General features: G+C 61.8%; 12 protein-coding genes and 2 pseudogenes. 7 read left to right on the top strand and 7 right to left on the bottom strand.

Annotation, left to right across the window (positions count from 1 at the left end; all coding sequences use genetic code 11):
- Positions 1–346 precede the first annotated feature (346 nt).
- Together ACX938_RS13090 and ACX938_RS13085 are read left to right on the top strand one after the other, a co-directional pair.
- A pseudogene (locus ACX938_RS13090) lies at positions 347–545 on the top strand (transposase); the annotation flags it as partial.
- Positions 546–639: 94 nt separating this feature from the next.
- Positions 640–798 (top strand): annotated as a pseudogene (locus ACX938_RS13085) (arsenical-resistance protein); the annotation flags it as partial.
- A gap of 156 nt (positions 799–954) precedes the next feature.
- Here the strand turns inward: ACX938_RS13085 and ACX938_RS13080 are convergent.
- Positions 955–1,443: a GNAT family N-acetyltransferase gene (locus ACX938_RS13080; protein WP_459431388.1), complete on the bottom strand. Its 489-nt coding sequence runs from the start codon at positions 1,441–1,443 to the stop codon at positions 955–957.
- A 169-nt stretch (positions 1,444–1,612) separates the two neighbouring features.
- Between ACX938_RS13080 and ACX938_RS13075 the strand changes: the two genes are divergently transcribed.
- Together ACX938_RS13075 and ACX938_RS13070 are read left to right on the top strand one after the other, a co-directional pair.
- Positions 1,613–2,245 carry a tyrosine-type recombinase/integrase gene (locus ACX938_RS13075; RefSeq protein ID WP_459431387.1) on the top strand — a complete coding sequence of 211 codons (633 nt, stop codon included), beginning with the start codon at positions 1,613–1,615 and terminating at the stop codon, positions 2,243–2,245.
- A gap of 439 nt (positions 2,246–2,684) precedes the next feature.
- The gene (locus ACX938_RS13070; protein WP_459431386.1) at positions 2,685–3,725 is read left to right on the top strand and encodes a calcium-binding protein; all 1,041 of its coding nucleotides are present in this window, start codon (positions 2,685–2,687) and stop codon (positions 3,723–3,725) included.
- 1,195 nt (positions 3,726–4,920) lie between these two features.
- Here the strand turns inward: ACX938_RS13070 and ACX938_RS13065 are convergent.
- The 3 genes from ACX938_RS13065 to ACX938_RS13055 are packed head-to-tail and all read right to left on the bottom strand — an operon-like array spanning position 4,921 to position 9,643.
- The gene (locus ACX938_RS13065; RefSeq protein WP_459431385.1) at positions 4,921–7,224 is read right to left on the bottom strand and encodes a ThiF family adenylyltransferase; all 2,304 of its coding nucleotides are present in this window, start codon (positions 7,222–7,224) and stop codon (positions 4,921–4,923) included.
- On the bottom strand, positions 7,160–8,296 hold the full coding sequence (locus tag ACX938_RS13060) for a ComEC/Rec2 family competence protein (protein ID WP_459431384.1): 1,137 nt from the start codon (positions 8,294–8,296) through the stop codon (positions 7,160–7,162). Before ACX938_RS13060 ends, ACX938_RS13065 begins: the two co-directional genes overlap by 65 nt.
- A gap of 54 nt (positions 8,297–8,350) precedes the next feature.
- Positions 8,351–9,643 carry a patatin-like phospholipase family protein gene (locus ACX938_RS13055; protein ID WP_459431383.1) on the bottom strand — a complete coding sequence of 431 codons (1,293 nt, stop codon included), beginning with the start codon at positions 9,641–9,643 and terminating at the stop codon, positions 8,351–8,353.
- Between the two features lie 964 nt (positions 9,644–10,607).
- Here ACX938_RS13055 and ACX938_RS13050 point away from each other — a divergent pair.
- The 3 genes from ACX938_RS13050 to ACX938_RS13040 all read left to right on the top strand — a co-directional run bounded on the left by ACX938_RS13050 (position 10,608) and on the right by ACX938_RS13040 (position 17,951).
- Positions 10,608–16,493, top strand: coding sequence for a DUF3320 domain-containing protein (locus tag ACX938_RS13050; RefSeq protein WP_459431382.1), 5,886 nt, complete (start codon positions 10,608–10,610; stop codon positions 16,491–16,493).
- A 664-nt stretch (positions 16,494–17,157) separates the two neighbouring features.
- Positions 17,158–17,535: a hypothetical protein gene (locus ACX938_RS13045; RefSeq protein ID WP_459431381.1), complete on the top strand. Its 378-nt coding sequence runs from the start codon at positions 17,158–17,160 to the stop codon at positions 17,533–17,535.
- Positions 17,532–17,951: a hypothetical protein gene (locus tag ACX938_RS13040; RefSeq protein ID WP_459431380.1), complete on the top strand. Its 420-nt coding sequence runs from the start codon at positions 17,532–17,534 to the stop codon at positions 17,949–17,951. The genes ACX938_RS13045 and ACX938_RS13040 overlap by 4 nt, the downstream gene beginning before the upstream one ends.
- 624 nt (positions 17,952–18,575) lie before the next feature.
- On the opposite strand, the gene ACX938_RS13035 is transcribed toward ACX938_RS13040, so the two are convergent.
- From ACX938_RS13035 to ACX938_RS13025, 3 genes are all read right to left on the bottom strand, one after another.
- Positions 18,576–19,580 (bottom strand): hypothetical protein, encoded by a 1,005-nt coding sequence (locus ACX938_RS13035; RefSeq protein ID WP_459431379.1) that lies wholly within the window; start codon positions 19,578–19,580, stop codon positions 18,576–18,578.
- Positions 19,581–19,995: 415 nt separating this feature from the next.
- Positions 19,996–20,385: a Cu(I)-responsive transcriptional regulator gene (cueR, locus tag ACX938_RS13030; RefSeq protein ID WP_232752953.1), complete on the bottom strand. Its 390-nt coding sequence runs from the start codon at positions 20,383–20,385 to the stop codon at positions 19,996–19,998.
- Positions 20,382–22,862: a heavy metal translocating P-type ATPase gene (locus ACX938_RS13025; protein WP_459431378.1), complete on the bottom strand. Its 2,481-nt coding sequence runs from the start codon at positions 22,860–22,862 to the stop codon at positions 20,382–20,384. The genes cueR and ACX938_RS13025 overlap by 4 nt, the downstream gene beginning before the upstream one ends.
- Positions 22,863–22,901 lie beyond the last annotated feature (39 nt).

Raw genomic sequence — 22,901 nt, 5'->3', positions numbered from 1 at the left:
AAAACCTTCTGAAGCTTAGCGTAGATGCAGTGTCTCTGGAAAATCAATTGCCAGTCTGTTGAATTTCTCTTTTCTCGACGCAATCTTGAAGCTCGATCCATTTTTGCCGGGGTGACGGCGGGGTCGCCTTTCAACTTTGTGCGTTCTTTGTGAATTGTCCGGTGGACCGGTTCGGGCGTTCCTAAAGCATCCATATTGGGTTTTGGCATGCCCCGCCCGTTGGGTCTAAAGCGAGAGCAGGCACTAAGCTGCGACCTCGGAGCTACCACTGGACCTAACACTCACGTGCTGCGCAGCATTCGGACGTGTAAGCTCTGCTCTGTCCCCTGAAACCTGGAGACGGACGATAAAGCGATCGAGGTTCATGTACGAGCAGGTCGTCGGGTGCTGAAGAAGCATGAGGTCGGAATGAGGACGGCTGATGTTTGCGGCAAGCACGGGGTCAGTACGGCGACGTTCTACGAATACAAAGCACGGTTGGTGGCCTCGAGGTGTCGGGTGCGTGACGGCTGAAGGCGCTCGAGGACGAGAATGCCAAGCAGAAGTAGCTGCTGGACGAAGCCATGCTCGACAACGCGAACCTGAAGGATGTCGCGTTGCGAAAGCGGTAGCGTGCGGCATGAAGCTGGAAGCGGTGGCGCTCCAATCGGCGCTTCGAACTTCTTCGAGCCTGCGATCGCGGTGGCGATCAGCCTGGTCGGCCTGTACTCGGGCGCTGCGCTCGCCACGATCGTGAGGGTTCTCTTCGAGGCTCCATTGATGTTGTCCATTGTGGCTTTCAACAACGGCACCCACTGAGATTTCAGATAGCAACCGGTCCTTATCTGCCATTCGTAGGTTGACCATTCGCTGCGCTGCAGCTTCCCCAAACCGTCCCTCCATGGCGTCGAGCAGCATGATCTGGCGCCCGAACGTCCGCACTACGGGACAAAGCCGTCGTTCGGGCTGCTTTGCCTACCGCCTCGCAGTCATTGGTAATATCAAACCCCAGTCCGTCTCCTGAAGCGGTCCTGACGGCGAGAAACCCAGCTTCTTGTATACTGCTACTGCTCTCGCATTGTCCGGATGCGGATCGGTCGCAATGATAGGTGCCCCCTCATCGAAGAGCGCCTGCATTCTTGTCCCGATAAAAGCCGATCCGTGCCCAATGCCGACCATGTCGGGCTCACCGATAAACTGATCAATACCCCGCGTCCCTTTGGGATGATGGTCAAAATGATGATCGCCCCAACCGTGGACCGTGTAGTCTTGCATGAACGCGAAGGGCCGCGTGCCGAATGATACGATCCAGCGAGCCACCCGAGGATCAGCTAAATCCGCTTCTGCATACGGCTCATTTGCGTCCCACCATTCCCGAACATGCGATTTCAACTGCCACGCTCTGATCAAGGCGAGATCATCCACATTAGCTCTGCGGAAGCGATAGTTTTGGGTCCCGGTCATTCAACCACTCTACCAGACCGTGCGACGGTGGGTATGGGGTCGAAACGGTCTTGCGGCAGCGCGGGACGCTCCAGTTGCGGAATCTTCGGGCGGCACAGCAGCTTTGCTATGCTCGGCCGTCGGCAAGGTACCGAAGATGTGGCGGGCGTGGTTGATCGGAGGAACCACCATGCAGACCGCAAACCTGCCAGCCATCCGCGCTTGCCGTCCCGCTTGGAACAACGGCCGCATCGTCGGCCAGAAGCGTCCGCTCGAACCGCAGCATGTATGGGCGATCCGGGTGCGCCTCGAGATCGCGCAGAAGACTCGAGAGCTGGCGCTCTTCAATCTGGCCATCGACAGCAAGTTGCGCGGATGCGACCTGGTGAAGCTGAAGGTCGCCGACGTCTATGCGGCCGGACAGGTCAAGCGCCGCGCCTCTATCGTCCAGAGCAATACCCGGAGGCCGGTCAACTTCGAAATCACCGAGGGGACTCGGAGAGCGGTCGCGGCTTGGCTCGAGGCTCCGCTGATGATCGGGTCTGAGCACCTCTGGCCCGGGCGCATTCACGAACGCCGACATATCTCGACACGGCAATACGCCCGCCTCGTGCAGGACTGGGTGACTTCGATCGGTCTCGAGCCAATCGCCTATGGCACTCACTCCATGAGGCGAACCAAGGTGGCGCAGATATATCGCAAGACTGGAAACCTCCGCGCCGTGCAGCTCCTGCTCGGCCATACGAAGATGGATAGCACTGTGCGCTACCTCGGTATCGAGCTCGAAGATGCGCTCGCTATCTCTGAAACGGTGGAGCTCTGAGACGCCGAGCTGGTCGGTACCTGCCGGCAAGAGGGATCGTTCATCCCAGATGCGGTGAATGACCGCTCTCCGCTTTTCTTGCAGCGCCCCGAGATCACCAAGGTTGGCAAGAGAACGCCTGTTTCGGGCAGGGGGCGGAAATGTCTCGGACCTGGCGCGAACGGTGGCCATGGGCCGTTCCTGCACCTCGTAACACACCGCTCGCATCGTCTTTGCACGGTCCGCTGCCTGCGTACCCTGGTCTTTTTGTGCGCAGGGTCGGTAGCGCAACCGTACTACCAAGGCATGTTCTGTCCCCAAAAAGCTGCGATCAGGAAACAGTCGCAGGTCTGGGGAGGCTTTGATCCGAAATTGGTGACTTTGGCAGAAATGTGGCGGGCTTAGGCATTTTTCGTGTCACCCTTCCGGCATGATTCTTTCCGTGATCCGGGGGGTAGAAATGGAATTCTTACTATTATTGTTGGCAGGCTTTGCGGGCTTTGCGGTGATGGGTGGCGGCGACGGCGGCAGTGACGACGACGATGACGACAGCTCCCATGGAGACGACGGCGGTGGCGACGGTGGCGGTGATGTCGGCGGCGGTCCACTCGACGATGTTCTTCGCGGCACTGATGGCGACGACACACTCGATGGGACATCAGACGACGACACTTTGGTTGGGGAAGCCGGTGACGACAGCATCGACGGCGGCGAGGGAGATGATGTTATCGATGCCGGCGAAGGCAACGATACCGCGGAAGGTGGCCCGGGATTTGACTCGATTTATGGAGCAGAGGGCGACGACCTCATCTCCGGTGGAGACCAGGATGACTTGCTGGCCGGCGAGGCGGGCAACGACACGATCACCGGTGGGAACGGCTTCGACCAACTCTTCGGAGACGAGGGGGACGACTCTCTCGATGGGGGAGACGGCAACGACGAGATAGTTGGCGGTACCGGCGACGACACTATGGACGGTGGCGCGGGCATCGATTTTCTGTTCGGTGGTGAGGGCGACGACAGCATGGTCGGCGGTGACGACGGAGATTTCCTCCGCGGCAACACCGGGTCGGACACCATGAACGGCGGCGCCGAGAACGACACGCTTTATGGCTACACCGATGGCCAGAACGACGACCGGTTCCGGGAAGAGGACCTCACAGATCCAGATGTGCTGGATGGTGGAGATGGGCCGGACAACCTGATCATGGGCACCGGCGACTCCGCTACAGGCGGAGAAGGGGCGGACCTCTTTTATACAGGGACCTGGGTTGACCCGAGCGCGCCGCCTGTCGTCGAAGACTTCGGCGCCGACGACCTGCTGTTCATCACCTATGACATCGATGCTGGGCTCGACGGTGACATCACAACCGAGCTGGATCCGGTCACCGGCGATACGACAGTCCTGGTTGGAACAGACCCGGTCGCAATTCTTCGCGCGACCGGACACGCCGTATCCGCTGACCAAGTTGCCGCTTTCGGCACGGATCGCTTCGTTTGAGGACAGAGGGCACACAAATGAACAAGCTAATTGCAGTGATGGCGATTGCGGCGATGTTCGCGACCGGGGCGGCACATGCATTGCCAACACCGCCTCCGGAGCCAACCTATGATCGTCCGAGCTTTGATCCGCCGAGCGAGCCCCCCGGAAATCCTCCGGAAAACCCGCCTGAGCCCCCCCCGGAGAATCCTCCGAAGACCCCGCCGAAGCCGAAGGTCCCCGAGGTGCCGCGCGTGGAGCACACAGTGGTCTGTGAGCCGACACCCCAAGGGATGGTGGTCAAGTTCACCCACAACGTGGAGCACCGGTTTTTCAAAGAGGGGAAGAAGTTTTGCCATAAGCTGCACCCTCAGAGGCCGATTGTCGCGAAGTGCGTCACACAGGGAGACGAGCACTTCATCAGCCTCAGTGAGAGCGTGTCAGCTCGAGCGCAGAAGTCGCTCAATCGGTTTTGCCTATGCCTATGGGGGCTCGACTAAAAGTCGCGACGCCTGGTCAATAAGTTCTTGCAATAAAGGCAAAAACTGCGACTATTGTGAAGTGACAGCAAGATGTTGACTCACGCCCCCAAAAGTCCCCGCTGCCTTGTACCCTCTCGGCAGCGGGGCATTTTTTTGGCGTACGAAGTTGGAAATGGGCTGCGTTGTTGCGCGGTCCCGGGCATTCCGGCGGCATTGGGACGGTGGCACATCGCGCCCCTAAGTTTGGCTGCGCGCTTAGAGCCACCGTCCCTGGGTGCAAATCAACTATAAATTGTATTCTTACGTTTTGAAAGCGAAATTTTCAAAGATCGTCTACTATAGGTTGTTTCCCTTAAGAGCCGGATTGGCGCACAACTTGGCCGTCGCAGTTCCAGGTGACCTACACCCCACGATCTGGTCCGTTCGAAACTGAGGTTTTCCTGTAAGTGGTCTGCCCCGTGAAAACTGGAGCGTTTGAAGCTGGAGTCTTCGGATAATCTTTCGTGGCTGGGAGAGGGCCGGAAACGCATGAAGGCATCGAAATCTACGGAGGCGCAGAAGGCGTTCATCCTGAAGTTCGGCCGACCTCCCACAAAAGTCCGCCTGCGGCCCTAACTGGACATAGGTCTGAGTTGTCTATGCCGCAGCGCAGCTTCCTCAGAGCGGACGCTCAGACTTGGTCGGTCGAAAGCGGAGCCGCCGATACTTCCTCATCCGCTCAATCCATTCACCGCCTAAATCGTGAGAATAGACTCTTCGCTCTGCCCGGCCTTCTCAACGACCACGCGAAGACCATCGTCGCCGAGGACTAACAGTATTCCCGGCATAAGAAAGAGCTGCCGGAGATCTGCGACCCAGTTGAGCAAGGTTCGATCAAGACCGCTTGGCGCACTGGTCGAGCCAGCGGGGTGCGTGTGCCATTCTCCGATATAGGTGATGTGACGCATGGTCGTACGCTCAACATCCGCGATCGCCTCCTGAACACCACGTGCGCCACGATCGAAGTAGGAGCGGCCTGCTTTACTGTCAGACGGGCATGGCAATGCTGCAGTCACATATAGGGTGCGGCGATCCAAATCGAATCCGCCAAGAAGAATTCCACCGGTCTCCACCGCGCCATCGCCGCGCGCGTTTTCGATTTCGGCGATCACACGAGGTGCAACCATGACTGTCCATTCATCCAGCGTGACATGTCGAAACGGGTCCACGGTGCGCCGGTCGACTGATACGCTGCCATCAGCTTCGATCGACCAGATCGTAACTTGCGCATTTGGCAGCGTATGTGTGGTCTCGATGTCTGCTGCTGCGAGCCCGGCAAAAAGGGCTATCCGGCTTTGAGGGATCGTGACGCTGACATCCCGGCAGCTGCCAATCCGCACCTGCCCGAACGTTGCCAAATGGTCCGCGAGTGCTTCGGTCTCGGATAGCGCCGCATAATACGCCATCTCGACGACCCCGTCCCGCCCCTGCCTCTGCGCGCCTTCATGTAGCGCCACCAGTGCCATGCCGCCTGGATTGACGAAATAGGAACTGACCGGAGTCTGCAAATCGGCGTCATGGCCAAGCCAGCGGGCCGCCTGCACGGACGCGCTGAAGTCGATCACGCGCTCGGCTTCGGACAGCGCCGCACGCACGTCGTCTGGCGTATCATCTCCACCGATAGCGGCGTGGAGCGCGATCGCCTCCTGCTTCTGGAACAATCCGTTGATCTCTTGCGCGAGAACCTCACTTTTGGAGCAGCCGATCGCATGCCCTGGAGCAGCATGACGTGCGAGGTTGTGCGGCGCGACGAAATCCTGGTCGATCAGGCCCCAATTCGATTGTCCCATCCGGGCGAGGTTCAAGACCGATTGCGAGCCAAGCGCACCGGCACCAATGGCCACCAGCTTTCGGTTCGCCGCATCGCTACGGCCGCTTGTTGTGCGCGCCATCTCTGACGTAAACCCGTCGACCACGTTGAGCGGTAACAGTCTTTGCGCCTTGAGTGCGTCTTCATCGGTTGAAACATTCACCAGCCGCCCGATAGTGCCCCCTTCGTCACTGGCAATGCCCAATGCCTTGCCAACATCCAGCAAGGAAGTATCAGGGCTGAGAAAAGCTCGCGTCGTCTTCGCGCCAACCGTTCCATCCGCACCGGTCAGCGGTGTGGTGATCAGCAAGAGCAAGCCCTGCTGCATCCGCCTGCTCAGCTTCGGGTCGGTCAGATCTCCGTCAAACAGCATTCGGATCTCGCCCATGAGATTGACGTCCAGTTCCGCATAAATCTCGAGGAGCTCCGCGACATTAGCTGGAAGGTCGATCATGGCACCATGCGCTGTCGGCTGGGTCACCACATGACTACATGCATACTGCGGGACATCTGTGCCAAGCGCTGACTCCCATGGCCAGAGCAGGATCGGTGAGATCAGGTGGTTTGTGCGCGGCAGTGCTGCATAGAACGTATTGGTTGTCGGATCGAAGTCCGGCGGTAGAACAAGGCTCCAAAACGACGGCGCGAGAGCGGGATCAAGGGGCTGATCGACCCCGTGGAGTTCGCCGAAGGCGCTCTTTTGCATCCACCAGCGCACCCGTTCAATGAGCATGGCCGGGTTGTAGAGATGGACGATATCTTCGGCCCGCGCATCAAAGAGGCACAGGGACCGCCGTCGCCCCCGATAATTCAAGTTCATATGCGGCAGATGCTGCGGAAATTCCGCGCGCAGCGGGTACACGGACGGCATTGCCCGCTCCGGACCGGTAACAACGGCCACCGGCTCGCGTTCGCGGACATCGTTGACGCGTGCCGCCTGCCCGATTTCGACATAGACCTCGACGACCACGACCTCTGTCGCCCCATCTGCGCGATGGCAACTTAGTAACGTGCATCCTTCGTAGCCGTCTCTCGACGCCAGGTCCGCGAGCGCCTTCAGACCATCATCCGTCAGCGCGTCGGCCGCGACATCTTGAAATGTCGCACCGGTAATCCCGGTAAGATCAGCGGCCATTCCCGGCCCGCGGTGCGGACGCGCCGCCGACCAGCGCCGCTGCCGCAGGAACACCGAGCGCCTTCTTGGAGGCCCCCTTCGGTCCGATGTCGAGTTCGATCGGTTTTGGTGCGCTCGATTTCGGGTGCTCCATTGTCACCAACAGATGGTCGCTTTCGACGACGTCTTCCCGGTAATAGTTGGCAGCCTGTCGATGGGGCGGCTGCACGTCCATGTCGGCCTCCGACCCTTTCTTAGGGATCGGATTGCTGGACGATACAACATAGCCTGCAGTTTCACCTTGTTCCTTGCAAAGCCATTGGACCTGAGCTGTCGCCACCGTCTTATTTGTTCCCTTATCGGGACCAATAGCGGTGTAAGAACAATGGTGCGGAAGCTTGTAGATGTTCCAGTGAAGACGATCATCGTTCTTGTGATGCTTGGTAATGTCGACAATCTCCGCCAGGACCTCGTGATCAATATCCGCTGCAAAGAGGACGTCCGTATCATAGGACCCTTCGCGGAACCGCATCTGAAAAACGAGTGAATCGCCATTGCGATCCTCAAGCCCATTGTCATCTGTACGTGTCGCGTGTGGAGAATGCGCGAAGGCCTCAACCGCATCTTCCGCGATCGTCAGACCCGGCACCAGCTGACCCGCGTCGACGAAACAGTCCGCACGATCCTCGACCGTCAGATCGTTGTCTTCGAGCCAGTCTTTCAAACGCTCCGGACGTGAGAAGACGACAATCCCCTTACCTTGTCTCAGACGATGTCGGGCTTCCTGCCGAATGGCGCGGGCATCCCCCGTCAGGCCATCTTCGGTAATGACGCCTGCGGGCACCCAAAGCGTGGCTATCTTTTTGCGATCGTCGCTCTGATACGCTTTGGCATGATCCAGCCAGAAATACTCCGAGGCCCGATGGCAGTGATCGTCATCGAGATGGGTGAAAGCCACGACATGGTAATCGTCCACCTCGGCTTCTTCGAAATCTTCAGTTAGGAGCGCACTCAGATCGCAGCGCTTGTCGGCCTCGTCATCCTTGTCGGCCATATCGGCGAAGTCGACGAGCATGCGTCGCCCGTCCTGCAGTTCAACAAGGCATGTATCGGCGTTTCCAATCGGAAAGAAGGTCAGTTTAGTCATCTCGAATCGCTTTCATACAAAATCTTCCTCCCAAGATGTGCATGATCACAAATATTACAAGATAGGTGTTCTTGGTTGGCTCTGGTTTTCCAGGAGCTCCTGATTGTGTTCTTCAAGTACGGCCAGCGTTACTTGCGCCCCCCGCTTTGCCAGGCGCTCAATCCACTCCTCGGACATGGCTCGAAAATCTGTCGGATAGGCATCGACCTCCTCGCGTTTTACCAAATCATTCGGTGCGCAGGAGAGACGGTGGTCAGCCTGGCCGAGATAGGGCAGCACGACGGCCTGCAGTTTTCCCGCGCCCTGCAGATCGTAGAGCCGCTTCAGGGCCGCGTTCTGCGCCCGGTCCAGAGTCGTGTAGAAACTGGCCGTCATCCGCCCCAGAAACGTGACGGTCGGCATGCCGAAGCGCAACCCATAGCCTGCCCGGCAGGCGATGATGATGTCCGGCTTCGGGATCGCGACACTGATCGCTGGATCTCGGTCCGGCCAGAGTGGCGCGAGGCCCAGATTATCGTAGATACCTCCGTCGGTCAGCGTCACCCGCTCGCTACGCGCGCTGCCGTCGGGCTTGTTGAATATGTAGTCGTCATCAAGCGCGGGCAGAAGCAGCGGATAGGCCGCCGAGGCCGCCACCGCCCGCGCGACAGGGATCCGGTCGGGGTTGATCTTCCCAAAGCGCCAGTTGCCACTTTCTTCCGGACTGAAATAGAACGCGGTCCCGGTGCGCAGTTCGGCTGCAATAGCCACGAATTTCGGTTTCCGGTCGCCGATGTCTTTCAGCGTCTTTCCCTCGAAAAGAAGAGCGTCCAAGGTTTCTGCAAGGATCGTCGTGCGACTGGCATAACGGCGCGGGACATGCTCCACACCCCGTTCCGAAGGTGCAATACCGGCCAGCACGAACCCACCGGTGACGATCCAGCGCACCGGTGCCAACGCAAAGCGTGTTAGGCACCGTGTGAGCAGGCCAGCGCGGCAGAAGATGGCGCGCAACCCCTCGCGCGAAGTGAACGCAGTCCGAAACGCCGGACGAACAAGGCCTTTCAGGAGCACCTCCCGCACCCTTGCTTCAAAGCTCTCGAAGTCTCCATCATGGGTCACATAAATCGCACCGATGACCGATCCGCCCGAAACACAAGACATCACTTCGGCCTTGGCCAGTAGCCCGGCATCATGCAGTGCTCGCAAACAGCCCAGGTGAAACGCTATTGCACGTGCGCCGCCGCCGGAGAGGCTAATTGCAATGGTCGGTTCCGATGGATCATGCATCTTGATCGCCTCATTATTCAAATAGTTGATCCGCTTCCTTTCTGGCCCTCGATCATTCTGAGGGTCCATGGGTTGCATAGCCCGTTCACTGCGATTTCGGTAGCGTCTGTTTGGCGGACACTTCCATCGATCGGAGCAAGTTGTCGGCGGTGCATCTGCTGCCCTTGGTCGGGGGCAGTCTGCCGCTGCTGAGTGCGGCCTGCCAATGCCACGCTTGGCAAACAGCGGCGGTGGAGTTCACGCTCCACACCGAGCATCACTGGTGTATGCGTTCGACACCCTCGGCTCGCGGCTTACCAGACGTCCACTTCTTTGATTGATGGGACTGCTTTAGCATATCCGAAATTGACACGGACCTCGCCATATCTTGCACGCGCAGCGAATGCCCGGAGCCCGCCCTTCTCGAACCGTGAACCAGGACCTGTGTGGCGTGGCTCTCAGAGCTCCGCTTTTGCGACATGAACCTTCGCGTCGCCGTAGGGCTACTTTCCGCTCTTCCCACCCCCGCCGACTTGAGCGGTAGGCGCGGCTTCTGATTGAGGGGTGTCAACGCCCTTGCAATACCGTCAGACCTCACAGCGCCTTGGGCTACAGCCCCACGCTAAAGAACATCCCAACCTTCGGCCAACATCCAAGGATGCACTAACAATCAAACTGGCTACTCGCTTTCAGAACATCACTACCACCGGGCTAAGGTCTGTAAGGGACTGACATCGCGGGACCTAATCCCCTTCCTCGCGAGACTGAGAAAGGTCCTCAGCCGGCGTGCGGTGGTAACGGGCCGAGGTGGCGGGGGCGAGTATCCGCTTCACCAATGATCACTGTTTCTTATCCCCTGCCCCCCTTTCGACATCGTCTTCTGCTCCTGATCTTCGTATTCTTCTGAATAAACATCTTAGTAGATACAGTACCAACGGGCCACTCAACTACGAGGGCCATAGCCCGCAAGTGGCGACCCCGCTTCGGCTTTGGGAAAAATCTCTGGACGACAACTCCAACTTCCGTTTCTTTCGGAATGGCGGTGCGCCATCCATAATGAAACTTGAATTTGTTTATGTCAGATTATTACAGCATTCCCGAAACCAGTTCTCCTGAGCCCTCCGTTGGCCTGAAGCTTGACGTCTCCAGCGTGAAACGGGTCAACTTTGCCTCAGCCCAGAACGACGTGACGGTCCTCAAATCCCTTGTGCTTCGGAACGAAGGCGATGTGTCTCTGCATGACTTGCGGGTGCGTCTGACCGCGTCTCCGGCGATCCTTCGTGAAAGGACCTGGACGATTGATCGTATCGCTCCAGGCACGGAGTGCCCACTCTCGGACCTCGCGACACCGCTCGACCTCGCGCGCCTGTCTGGACTGGACGAGGCAGAGACTGGGGAATTGACGCTGGAATTGGAGACCGGCGAAGAAAGCCTTGCCACGCAACGCCACCGGATCGAACTGCTCGCAAGGGACGAGTGGGGCGGCGTCGGTGACATGGCGCATTTGCTTGCGGCGTTTGTCTCTCCGAACGATCCTGTGGTGGCACGGCTGTTGAAAGAGGCATCTCGGCTGCTGGAGCGCTCGGGGGAGGATGGTTCTCTCGATGGGTATCAGTCGGGCAATCCGGGGCGGGTCTGGATGCTGGCGGGGGCGATCTGGTCGGCAGCAACCGCTATGGGCCTGGCCTACGCCGTGCCACCCGCCTCTTTCGAACACGAAGGGCAAAAAATCCGGGGGCCGGAGCGGATCGCATCCGAGGGCCTTGCCACCTGTCTCGACACCGCCCTCCTTCTTGCCGCCGCATTTGAAGCGGCAGGGATAAACCCCGCCGTGCTGTTTTCTGACGGGCACGCCTGGGTCGGTGTTTGGCTTACGAAGCGCGACTTTGGCCATGTGACCGAACCCGATCCTGTTACGCTTCGCAAGGCGATCCAGGCCCGTGACTTCGTAGCCCTCGAGACGACGCTGCTGACGAAACGCCCGGCCGTCGGCTTTGAACAGGCGGTGGACGAGGGGCGCCGCCGGCTCTCCGAAGAACGTGAGGCCGAGTTCGTCATGGCGGTGGATATCGCCCGTGCGCGCGCCGCTCGCATCCGGCCACTTGCGAGCCATCGAGAAGGACAGACGGCCGAGGCTGCAGAAGAGATAGCAGTCGCGGCAACGCTGCCCAAACCTCTGGACCTTGGCCTGTTGCCCGGGGAATTCGTCGATGAGGCTCCATCGAGTCCCAAGGGGCGCATCGAGCGCTGGCAACGCAAGCTGCTCGATCTGACGCTCATGAACCGGCTACTTAACTTCAAAGAAAGCAAGCAGACCGTTCCCTTCCTCTGCCCTGACGTTCCGTCGCTTGAGGATGCGCTTGCCGACGGGCGCGCGTTCAAACTGCTCGCATTGCGAGACGACGATCCTGTGGGAAGGCGCAACTTCAGCCCCGAGGAACGGGCAAGGATCGAGGAAGGCGTGGCGGCAGACGCCATGGCGCGCCGTCAGATCGCGGTGCCCCTGACGGGCAAGGAGATGAAGGCCCGACTGACAACGCTCTTCCGCAAGGCAAAGAGCGACATGGCAGAGGGCGGGACCAATACCCTCTTTCTTGCCGCCGGCTTCTTGCGCTGGAAAAAGTCGGAGGGCGACCAAAGGGTCTACCGGGCGCCGATTTTGCTGATCCCGGTACGCCTTGAAAGAAAGTCGGCACAGTCGGAGTTTCGAGTCCTTCATCACGAGGATGAGGTCCGCATCAACTCAACCTTGCTCGAGTTTTTGAAGCGCGATTTCGACCTGAAGGTGCCGGAGCTTGAGGGAGAACTGCCGCGTGATGACAGCGGCATCGATGTGCCGCTGATCCTCGAACAGGTGCGGATGCGTGTCCGCGATGTAGCCGGATTCGAGGTGGTTGAAGAACTGGCTCTCTCCACATTCTCGTTCGCTAAGTATCTGATGTGGAAAGACCTCGTTGATCGAACCGACGACCTGCGGCAGAATCCACTTGTTGCGCATCTGGTCGATAACCCCTCCGAGCCCTTCCAAGGGCACGAGGCACCGGATATCCGTCCCGAAGACCTCGATCGGCGGGTAGCTCCTGCCGATCTTGTCACGCCCCTGCCGGCGGATAGCTCGCAACTTGCCGCTGTCGTATCAGCCGCTGAAGGTCGAGACTTCGTGCTCATCGGCCCGCCTGGCACGGGTAAGAGCCAGACGATCGCCAACATCGTCGCGCAGTGCCTCGCCAGCGGAAAGACGGTTCTGTTCGTCGCCGAGAAGGCGGCAGCGCTCAATGTCGTCCATCGCCGTCTGTCTGCGCAGGGTCTCGGCGATGCGGTTCTGGAGTTGCATTCCAACAAGACCGATCGAAAGTCGGTGCTTTCACAGCTTGGACGCAGTTGGGATCGTGCATCAAGGAAGACTGGCAGCGAATGGGCCCAGGTCACGCAAGACCTGCGCGTCGCACGGGATAGGCTGAATGCCTACGTCGAAGCGCTGCACGCACATGGCACTCAAGGTTTCAGCGTCTTCGACGCGATCGGGCAGTTGGCTGGGCGCAAGCCCGCCTTCACGCTGTCCTTCGCTTCCAAGGACGCCCATGACGCCCAGGGCTACGTGCGCCTGATCGATCTCGCCGAGGCCGCCGGCCGCACCCACGCCGTGGCCGGAGAAGGGCCATCCCTCGACTTAGTGGACGCGAATGACTGGTCGTTCGGATGGGAAGCGACATTTCTCGATGCCGCCGAGAAACTGGATTCCACCGCGACAGATCTGCTCAGGGCGCTGACGGAGGTGTCGGCTTTGCTTGGTCTCCCGCCCGACACCGACGGAACTGAATTTCGCCGCCAGCGCCTTTCGGCACTCTCCCCCCGGATAGCTGAAAATGCCCGTGACCTCTCCAACGTTCCGGATCTGCCTGAGGCCCGGCTTGCGCAGGAACGGACACGTCTCGCCGAAGCCCTGAAGGACGCGAGGGAAGCACGTCAACGGCTCGCCGCCAACTACGTTGCCGAGGCGTCAAGCCAGGCGCCACTGGAGTCGCTGGACGTCGACTGGCGTGCCGCGCATGCGAAGTTCTGGCCATTCTCATCCCTGGCAAAACGTCGTGTCCGTTCGGTGCTTCAGAGCTACGCGGAAGCCGGTGTGGCAGACCCCGGAAGCGATCTCCCGGCCCTCCAGCGGTTGCGGACGGCCAGAGAACAGATGGCGGCCTCGCCCCTCTCGGAGCTGCCCGAGGCCAACGGCGAAGCTGCAGATCTCGGTGCGCTGGACCAACTCCTCACCGAGACCGCCCGCTTTCGCGAAGCGTTCCGCTCTCTTGCATCCGAGGCGAGCGACGCCGGGCGTCTCGGCCAATCTTTGGCCGCACTCGCCAGCCTGCGCGCCGGACCGGAGCGTGACGCCATTGCTCGCCTTGCGGCGGCAGAGTCGGCCATGGCGGAAGCGGTGCAAGACTTTGTGACGTCCAGCGGACGTCTGCCGGGCGCGGCGTCGCTCAAGCAAATCCGGAACGGCCTCGCCAGTATCAGGGCAGAACGCGCCCGGTTGGCGGACTGGACGCGTTGGAATGAAGCGAGAAGCACGGCAGAGGCGGCAGGTCTCTCGCCATTGATCGAAGCCCTCGTTGAAGATCGGCTGACTGACCCAGCGGCCGAGGCCTTCAAGACCGCCTATGCCGCGTGGTGGCTGCCCCTCGCGATGGACTCCTCCGAGGACTTGCGCCGCTTTGCACATTGGGAGCACGAGCATCAGATCGGGACATTCCGCGCACTGGACGACGCTGCCGCGCGGTTGGCGCCGTCCGAGATCCTGCGCCGGATCGCACACGGTCTGCCCACAAGGGATGGGGTGCCGCGCAATTCCGAATTGGGAACATTGCGTCACCAGCTCGGGCTTCAACGACCCTCGATGCCGATCCGCAGCCTTCTCTCGGAGATGCCCAACAATTTCGCAAAGCTGGCACCGTGCGTTCTTATGTCACCGCTTTCCGTGGCTCAGTATCTCCCGGCCGGGCAGCCGGCCTTCGACGTGGTCATCTTCGACGAGGCGTCACAGATCACGACATGGGACGCGGTCGGGGCGATTGCGCGCGGTCGCCAAGCCATCGTCGTCGGCGACCCTAAGCAGATGCCGCCTACCAACTTCTTTGGCCGCACCGACGCCGAGGAGGACCTGCCAGAGATAGAGCGCGACATGCCTTCGATCCTGGATGAAGTCTGCACCGCGGGCATCCCCACTCGTCGGCTGGATTGGCACTACCGCAGTCGCGACGAGGCTCTAATCGCGTTCTCGAACCACCTCTATTATGATGGTGGTCTCGTGACGTTCCCTGGCCCGACCACGGGATCGGACGCACTCGTGTTCCACAAGGTCGATGGCCAGTTCGATCGTGGGCGGAGCCGGACGAATGAAGTCGAGGCGAAGGCCGTGGCAGCGTGGGTAAGGGCAAAACTGACCGAATTTCTTGCGAAGCCTGAAGACGAACGGCCCACCCTCGGTGTCATTACTTTCAACCAGCCACAGCAGGAGCTTATCCAGGATCTTCTGGATGAAGCGCGCCGGCAGGACTCGCGGCTGGAGTGGTTCTTCGAGGAGGAGCGCGAAGAACCGCTGATCGTAAAGAACCTCGAGAACATCCAGGGTGACGAACGCGACGTGATGCTATTCTCCGTCACCTACGGACGCGATGCCGCCGGTAAGTTAGCAATGGCCTTCGGCCCTCTAAACTCCGATGGAGGCGAGAAGCGCCTGAACGTGGCCGTGACTCGCGCGCGCGCAGAGATGCATGTCTTCGCTTCATTGACAGCGCATGACATCGACCTTGGGCGCACCCGCGCCCGCGGCGTTGCCGACTTCAAAACTTTCCTCGATTATGCGGAGCGTGGCTCTATCGCCTTGCCTGCCCGCGAGAGCGGAAGCCTCGGACCGGCCGAGAGCCCATTCGAAGAGGCGGTCGCTGCCGCTCTGATGGCCAAGGGATGGGACATTCGTACTCAGATCGGTGTCTCGGGCTTCCGGATCGATCTGGCCGTGATAAATCCAGACCATGCCGGAACCTACCTTGCCGGCGTCGAATGCGATGGCGCGACCTATCATTCATCTGCCACGGCCCGAGACCGCGACAAGATCCGGCAAGCCGTTCTTGAGGGTTTAGGATGGCAGATCTTGCGGGTATGGTCGACCGACTGGTTCAAGAACCCGGCGGATGTCGTTGCGCGGCTCCACGCTTCTCTTGAGAAGTCTTTGGAGGCGGATCGGGCCCGGCGTGAGGCAGAGGCGGCAAAGCACGAGCCGGAGGAAGAAACCACCAATGTAGCGCCTCTCGCGCTTCCTGCTCCGTCAATCGCCAGTGTAGCAAGAGGTGCCTCCGAGACCGACGCACAAGACGACGCTTTCGAACCAACAAACGAGACACCCGAACTCGAGGCGCCCGCAGAACGTCACACCGCCCATTTTGCCGAGGCGGCTTCTTCACCAAGTGTGCGCGAGTCAAATGCGAGCGAACCGCAGCCCGATCCGGAGGCCTTCTACGAGGCGAGCTATCTGCCGACGCTCGAACGGATTGTGGCCAACATGATCGAGGCGGACGGCCCCCTACCCATGTCGCGTCTTGCCCGCGGTGTAGCGCAGCTTCACGGCTGGCAACGCACCGGGCACAGGATTGCTGCGCGGGTCGAGGCGGCACTGGGAACGGCGGAGCTGCATGAGGATCTCGGCTGCGTCTTTGTCTGGCCGTCAAGCGCCTACGCCACGCGAATTCCGGCTCGACCGTTGGGAAACCGCTCCATCCGTGACGTGCCTCCGGCTGAAATCGCGAGCACCATCGACCAACACGAACGAGGTCTTGCCTCGGCAGAGGATCCAACGCTCGACTTGGCGAGACTGTTGGGTATCGGACGCCTGAGCAAGGACGCGCGGGAGTATCTTATCGCCTGCATGGAGTGGCGCGCACAACGGGATGTATAGCGGGGTCCTATCCCACATGCGGCCGACGTGGGTCACGCCGCTGCGACATCCCTGACGGGCATTTCGATCACCCGCCCCCAGCTGACCCGCGAGCGCGCGGTCTCTACCAGATCGGCGTGGTGGTTGAACAGTATGCCTGTCCGCGGCTGCCGAACTCTACTGTCAGATCGAGGTCGACGGCGGCGCGCTGGTCGTCGAAGCAATCCGGCGCAGCAGCGATCGACAGCTCTCTGCCCTCCATACCGAGGCGGCTGACGGAGCAGCTCCGTGGACAATCCCGTGTCAGTAACGATTTCAAATAGCCTTTATTGGAGCTCAGATATTTTGGGGGCATAGACATCCGAATTGCGGGCTGGCTGGGTCGATTTCTCGCGTAAATTGCAATGCCGTTCGGCAGAAAAGATTCTAACACCTCGGCCGGTCGCCCGTTCAGAACGTCGTCGTCTGCGTGAGACGACGCTCTGAACGGAACGCCCCTCGCGATCAAAGAAATGAACCAAGATGGACTGGGACAACGGCTTCACTCTCAACCCTGAGTAAGTCAACGACTTGGAAGCCGGCCATCACGCTCTTCTTTCCAAACTGAAACCCACCGCACCGAGAGGAGGTCAAGCGGCCTTGTAGCCCGGGCAATCCTGCCTGGAGCAAAAATACGGAGGTCGACATGTTCGATTTTCAAAGACAGCCCTCAAGGCTGCACACTTTCCTCGCCGAGAACGGTGAGGGTCTCCAAAACGCTGCGCTGATGCTCGGCGGACGCCGCTGGCTCCGCCGCGTGCAGCACCTCCTCGACGAGGCATTCAGCCATCGGGACGTTACCCGCCGCATGACGTGCGAGGTGCGACAGCTGCAAGGCCTGCTGCACCTGGAACACGTCGCAGACCTCGAGAGCCCGGAAGCTGCGTATTTCGCCGAGCTCGACCCGGGCGAGCCATGCGTCGAAGAAATCTGCCTGCTCGCGGATGCGCTCGACGAAGCGCTCGAGGGAGACCTCGATAGCGAAGAGCGGAAAACGCCGTCGGAAAAGGCGATGCTGTCATGAGCGGGGTTCACGTCGAACCGCTCGAAGCTGCGCTGAGCCGCTATTTCGAACGCCGCGGAAAAGCGCGCGCCGAATTGCAGGCGGTCCTGGATTACTACAAGTACAGCCCGGAACTCTGCAAATGCGCTCACCGCTTGCAGAGCGCACTGCAGTCCTGCTCGATGATGTCGCGGCGCGAAGAGGCCGACCTGTCCCGCCTTCTCCGGGCCCTGGAGAGGGATATCGCTGCCGGGACGTCGCAGCGATACGTTGACGACGAGTACTGCATGAGCGGCGGCGGGTACGAGACCGTGCTCACCGATTCAGCGAGGCGGCTGACGAAGATCAAGCACGACCTCGGGCAGCTTCAAAGTGCCTGGTGCCGGGTAGAGCAAGCAATCGCCGTCGATCGGGAATTGCTCCGCCTGCGCGGTTAAAACCAGATCGCGCCGCTCATCTCGCGGCGCGACCTCACGGACCCGGACCCGCCAGATATCGATGGACAGGTCCCGAACGGACATGACACCGGCCGTTCGCGAATGAGTTGCCACGGCGGATACAGCCGTGGCACAAACCACTCACACACCAGAGCCAGCCTCGGTGTCAGACCCGTTTTTCCCTTGGAATCTGAACGTTGGGGACGAGAGTACTTTCTCTACCGCAGTAGCCGAACTCTCGAACGGCACACTTTGCTACGAGAGCGCTACACGGCTGCCGGAGATCGCGCAAGTCACTGAATTTAAGAGGGAAAAAATATGTCCCACCGATCCATCATCGGCGCCACGCTCAGTCGGGCGGCACTGCGAAGGGCGTCAGAGGGCATGGCAAAGCTCCCTAGGGCGCGTTTGGGTCGGAGTGGCGGCTCTCATACGCGCAATCTAGGCGCGGGGCCAGCCCGGAACCAGGTGGGGGCGTCGTCGTCCGGGCGCAAATGCCTGCTCAGAGGCCAAGAGGGGCGACAGGCAAATGGCAACGAGCCGAGGCACTTCCGACCGAAAAGCTACCGCGTCCAGGCTTTCTTGGCCGCTATGGGATCGTCGGCCGCCAGTTGCCCTCTGACATCAGGACAGTTTGTCATCCAGCGACTGCTCCAACTCCGCCACATACACCGCATTCCTGCGCATCAGGTCGGTATCGAGACGCTCCAGAACACTCTGGGGCAGCTTGTATTTCTTGTAGGGGTAGATCCTGTCGAAGGCATTCTGCATCCACCAGCGCCAGGGCTTGAGCAGACCCTTGTTGCTGCGCCCAGACCGCGGGTCTCTGCGTGTCTTCTTCCTGGCATTCGGATCTTTCGGGAGACCCGTCGTGCTCTCGAGGAACGCGTTTGTCCCCGGGTAGTCCTCCGACCCCAAGGACTTCAGACCAAGCCTGTTCAAACCCCTTTCCCGAATGAAGGTGAGATTCAATGCGGCTTGGGAATACGACCTGTTTTCTCGTGGCGCGGTGCTCAACAAGGTGCGCAGAGCCTCAACTTGGCGATCGCTCAGATCAATCAACTGGGTGAAGGGATAAAGCGTTTTCATCCTGCTCAAGGGAACAGGGAAGACATTGGAGAACCGGTCCTTGTACGTCTTTTCGAGGAATTGGTAGTCCAGCCTGCCATAGTCGTATCGCAACATGCTTTTTTCCGGCAGGAATTCATCCAGCTTCTCGTAATCCTCTGACGTGACGAAGAAGTCCTCCGCCGCGATCACATTGCCTTCGTGCACTTTCTGAACATAGAGCGAGGTCAGGTAGTCGATTGGATCCCGATAGGTGATGACGATGCGGGCCTCGGGGCCGAACAAGTCCAGAACCTTGTCGGCCGCGCTCTCGCAGTTGCGTGGGTTCCAGTCGACGAGACCCTCCTGGCTGACGAGGACGCTGCGGGTGCTTAGAACCTCGTGCAGACGCGCTTTGTCTTCCGCGCTGTAGGTAAATCTCTGCTTCTTGATCTTCCTGAATTCCGCCGGGTTATACAGGAAGTCCTTCTCCTCGCAGATTTTCGGGAGGAGGTGCTTTTGCAAAGACGTCGTGCCCGTCTTGGGCAAGCCGATGTGCACGATGGGGGCTTGGCGGCTCATGGGCTAGGCTCCGATCGCGCCTGGAAAGCCGGCGCCTTTCTCAGAAGTATGACCGCTCCCAGCGCCGACGTAGATGAACGCGCGAGCCGACCTGCATCCGATGGCAGGGGAATAAAGAATGGGTCCGAGGGCTCGTGCGCGAGCATCGCCGACGGCAGCTCGGCACTCCAGAGCCACGGTTTTCCTGCTGCCTAAGTTCACCGCACGGTCTCCTCGGCTTCCGCTGGTCTCACGCAATGCCGATACAACCTTTGCGCCGGGGAAGACAATCCGGGCCTACAGGGCGCGAAGAGCGCGCGTGTCGGGGAGAGGTCTCGACCATAAGGCCTGACAGCCGAAAGCCTACAGCGGCTCGAGCCAAGAAAACCTTATTGGTCGAACTTCCAGCAAGACCACCGCCAACCGAGGCGCCCCCTCACCCGCCCTGCGCCAGGTCATCCAGGATCGGGCAATCCGGCCGGTCGTCGCCGTGGCAGGAGCGCACCAGCCGGGCCAGGGTCTCGCGCATGGCCTGCAGGCCGGCGATCCGGGCGTCGACCTCGGCGAGGTGCTCCTCGGCCAGGGCCTTGACCTGGGCGCTCTCACGGTTGTCGTCCTCGTAGAGCGCCAGGAGCCGGCGGCATTCCTCGATCGAGAAGCCCAGCGTGCGGGCGCGGCCCAGGAAGGCCAGCTTGTGCAGCTCGGTCTCGGCGAAGGCGCGGTAGCCATTGGCGCTGCGCGCCGGGCGCACCAGGCCTATCTCCTCGTAGTAGCGGATGGTCTTGGCGGGCACGCCCGAGCGGTCGGCCACTTCTCCGATATTCATGCAGGGGTTCCTTTCGCTTCACTGGAGGGCGCGCCGGCGGGGGTGAGCCGGCGCAGGCGCAGGGCGTTCGTCAGGACCGAGACCGAGGAGAGCGCCATGGCCCCGGCGGCGAAGACCGGCGAGAGCAGGAGCCCGAAGGCCGGATAGAGCACCCCCGCCGCCACCGGGATCAGCGCGGCGTTGTAGCCGAAGGCCCAGCCGAGGTTCTGGCTGATGTTGGCCATGGTCCGGCGCGAGACCTCGACGGCGGTCAGGACGCCGCGCGGATCGCCGGACATCAGCACCACGTCGGCGCTTTCTATGGCGACATCGGTGCCGGTGCCGATGGCCAGCCCGATGTCGGCGCGCGCCAGCGCCGGGGCGTCGTTGATGCCGTCGCCGACAAAGCCGGTGCGGCGGCCTTGGGCCAGCTCTTCGAGGGCGGCGACCTTGCCCTCGGGGCGCACCTCGGCGACCAGCCGGTCGATGCCGAGGCTCTGCGCGACGGCCGCGCCGGTCTCCTCGCGGTCGCCGGTGATCAGCGCCACCTCGATGCCGCGGGCCTTGAGCCCGGCGATCACCTCGGCGCTGCCGGGCTTCAGCGGGTCGGAGACGGCGATCAGCGCCGCGATCCTGCCGTCGACGGCGGCGTAAAGCACCGTCCGGCCCTCGCGGGCCAACGCGCTGGCGCGGGCCTCGAAGGGGGCGGTCTCGGCGCGCTCCTCGGCCATCAGCGCGGCATTGCCGAGCGCCAGCGCAAAGCCGTCCACATCGGCGCGGACGCCCTGCCCCGGCACGGCGGTGAACCCTTGGGCCGGCGCGGGCGCCAGGCCCTCGGCCTCCGCCGCCTCGGTCAGGGCGCGGGCCACGGGGTGTTCCGAGCCCGCCTCGGCGCCCGCGACAAGCTGCAGGAGCGTGGTGCGGTCCCAGCCCTCGGCGAGCTCGAAGGCCGTCAGCTTCGGGCGCCCTTCGGTCAGCGTGCCGGTCTTGTCGAAGGCCAGAAGCTCCACCCCCGCCAGGGACTGCAGCGCCTCGCCCCGGCGGAAAAGCACGCCCAGTTCCGCCGCGCGCCCGGTGCCCACCATGATCGAGGTCGGCGTCGCCAGCCCCATGGCGCAGGGGCAGGCGATGATCAGCACCGAGACCCCGGCCACCAGCGCATGGGTCAGCGTCGGATCGGGGCCGAGGACCAGCCAGACCAGCACCGTCAGCGCCGCCAGCGCCATGACCGCGGGCACGAACCAGAGCGTGACCCGGTCGACCAGCCCCTGGATCGGCAGCTTGGCGCCCTGGGCCTCTTCGACCATGCGGACGATCTGCGCCAGCGCGGTGTCGGCGCCGACCCGTTCGGCGCGCAGCATCAGCCCGCCCGCGCCGTTGACCGTGCCGCCGGTGACGCTGTCGCCGGGGCCCTTGGCGACCAGGGCGGGCTCGCCTGTCAGCATGCTTTCGTCGAGCCGGCTTTGGCCTTCGGTCACGACGCCGTCGACGGGGATGCGCTCGCCGGGGCGGATCTGCAGGAGATCGCCCACCGCCAGCGCCTCGACCGGGACCTCGCGTGGGGTGCCCTCTTCGATCCGCCGCGCCATGGCCGGGCGCAGGTCGAGAAGCGCGCGGATCGCGGCGCCGGTGCGGCCCTTGGCGCGGGCCTCGAGCCAGCGGCCGATCAGGATCAGGAGGACGATCACCGCGGCGGCCTCGAAGTAGACCGCGCGCATGGCATCGGGCAGGAGCCCGGGCAGGAAGGTGGCGACCGAGGAATAGCCCCAGGCCGCCGCGGTGCCGAGCGCCACGAGGCTGTTCATGTCCGGCGCGCCCTTGGCGAGCGCCGGCAGGCCCCGCCGGAAGAAGATCCGCCCGGGGCCGAAGAGGACAAGGCTCGTCAGCGCGAACTGGATCAGCCAGGAGACCTGCGTGCCGATCGACGCCTCGATGAGCGCGCCCGCGCCGGGCACCATATGCGGACCCATGGCCAGGAGGACCACCGGCAGGGCCAGGACCGCCGCGCCGATCGCGCGGCGCTTCAGGGAGCGCGCCTCGAGCGCGCGGCGGGTCTCGGCGTCCTCGGCCACGGCGCCCTGCGGGCGAGCCGGATAGCCCGCCTCTCCGGCGGCGCGGGCCAGCGCCTCGGGGTTGGTCACCCCATCGAGGTAGCGGATCTGCGCGGTCTCGCTCGCGAGGTTCACCGTAGCGCTTTCGACCCCGGGCACGGCACTCAGCGCCGCCTCGACCCGCGCGGTGCAGGAGGCGCAGGTCATGCCCTCGACCGCCAGCGTGAGCTGCGCGCGGCGCGCAGGATAACCCGCCGCATCGAGCGCCCGGGCGGCCCGCAGCGCGCCTTCGGGACCCGGGGCCTCGAAGCGGGCCTCCTCGCGGGCGAGGTTGACCGAGACGCCGCTCAGCCCCTCGGCGCCCTGCAGCGCACGCTCCACCCGTCCGGCGCATCCGGCGCAGGTCATGTTCTCGACCGAGAGCGTATGTGCGGCGGTCTGGGTCATCGGGCCTCCGGTGGGAATCCAAGCGTCAGAGGTCACATA

The organism is Roseivivax sp., assembly GCF_054552075.1.
The sequence above is the reverse complement of the archived record's forward strand: the minus strand, read 5'-3'. Positions and strand labels throughout refer to the sequence as shown.

Bases quoted from the DNA above. Each gene is read 5' to 3' on its own strand.
- ACX938_RS13035 (WP_459431379.1), bottom strand. From the start codon at position 19,580: ATGAGCCGCCAAGCCCCCATCGTGCACATCGGCTTGCCCAAGACGGGC.
- ACX938_RS13060 (WP_459431384.1), bottom strand. From the start codon at position 8,296: ATGACTAAACTGACCTTCTTTCCGATTGGAAACGCCGATACATGCCTT.
- ACX938_RS13055 (WP_459431383.1), bottom strand. From the start codon at position 9,643: ATGCAACCCATGGACCCTCAGAATGATCGAGGGCCAGAAAGGAAGCGG.
- cueR (WP_232752953.1), bottom strand. From the start codon at position 20,385: ATGAATATCGGAGAAGTGGCCGACCGCTCGGGCGTGCCCGCCAAGACC.
- ACX938_RS13045 (WP_459431381.1), top strand. From the start codon at position 17,158: ATGTTCGATTTTCAAAGACAGCCCTCAAGGCTGCACACTTTCCTCGCC.
- ACX938_RS13025 (WP_459431378.1), bottom strand. From the start codon at position 22,862: ATGACCCAGACCGCCGCACATACGCTCTCGGTCGAGAACATGACCTGC.
- ACX938_RS13070 (WP_459431386.1), top strand. From the start codon at position 2,685: ATGGAATTCTTACTATTATTGTTGGCAGGCTTTGCGGGCTTTGCGGTG.
- ACX938_RS13040 (WP_459431380.1), top strand. From the start codon at position 17,532: ATGAGCGGGGTTCACGTCGAACCGCTCGAAGCTGCGCTGAGCCGCTAT.
- ACX938_RS13080 (WP_459431388.1), bottom strand. From the start codon at position 1,443: ATGACCGGGACCCAAAACTATCGCTTCCGCAGAGCTAATGTGGATGAT.
- ACX938_RS13075 (WP_459431387.1), top strand. From the start codon at position 1,613: ATGCAGACCGCAAACCTGCCAGCCATCCGCGCTTGCCGTCCCGCTTGG.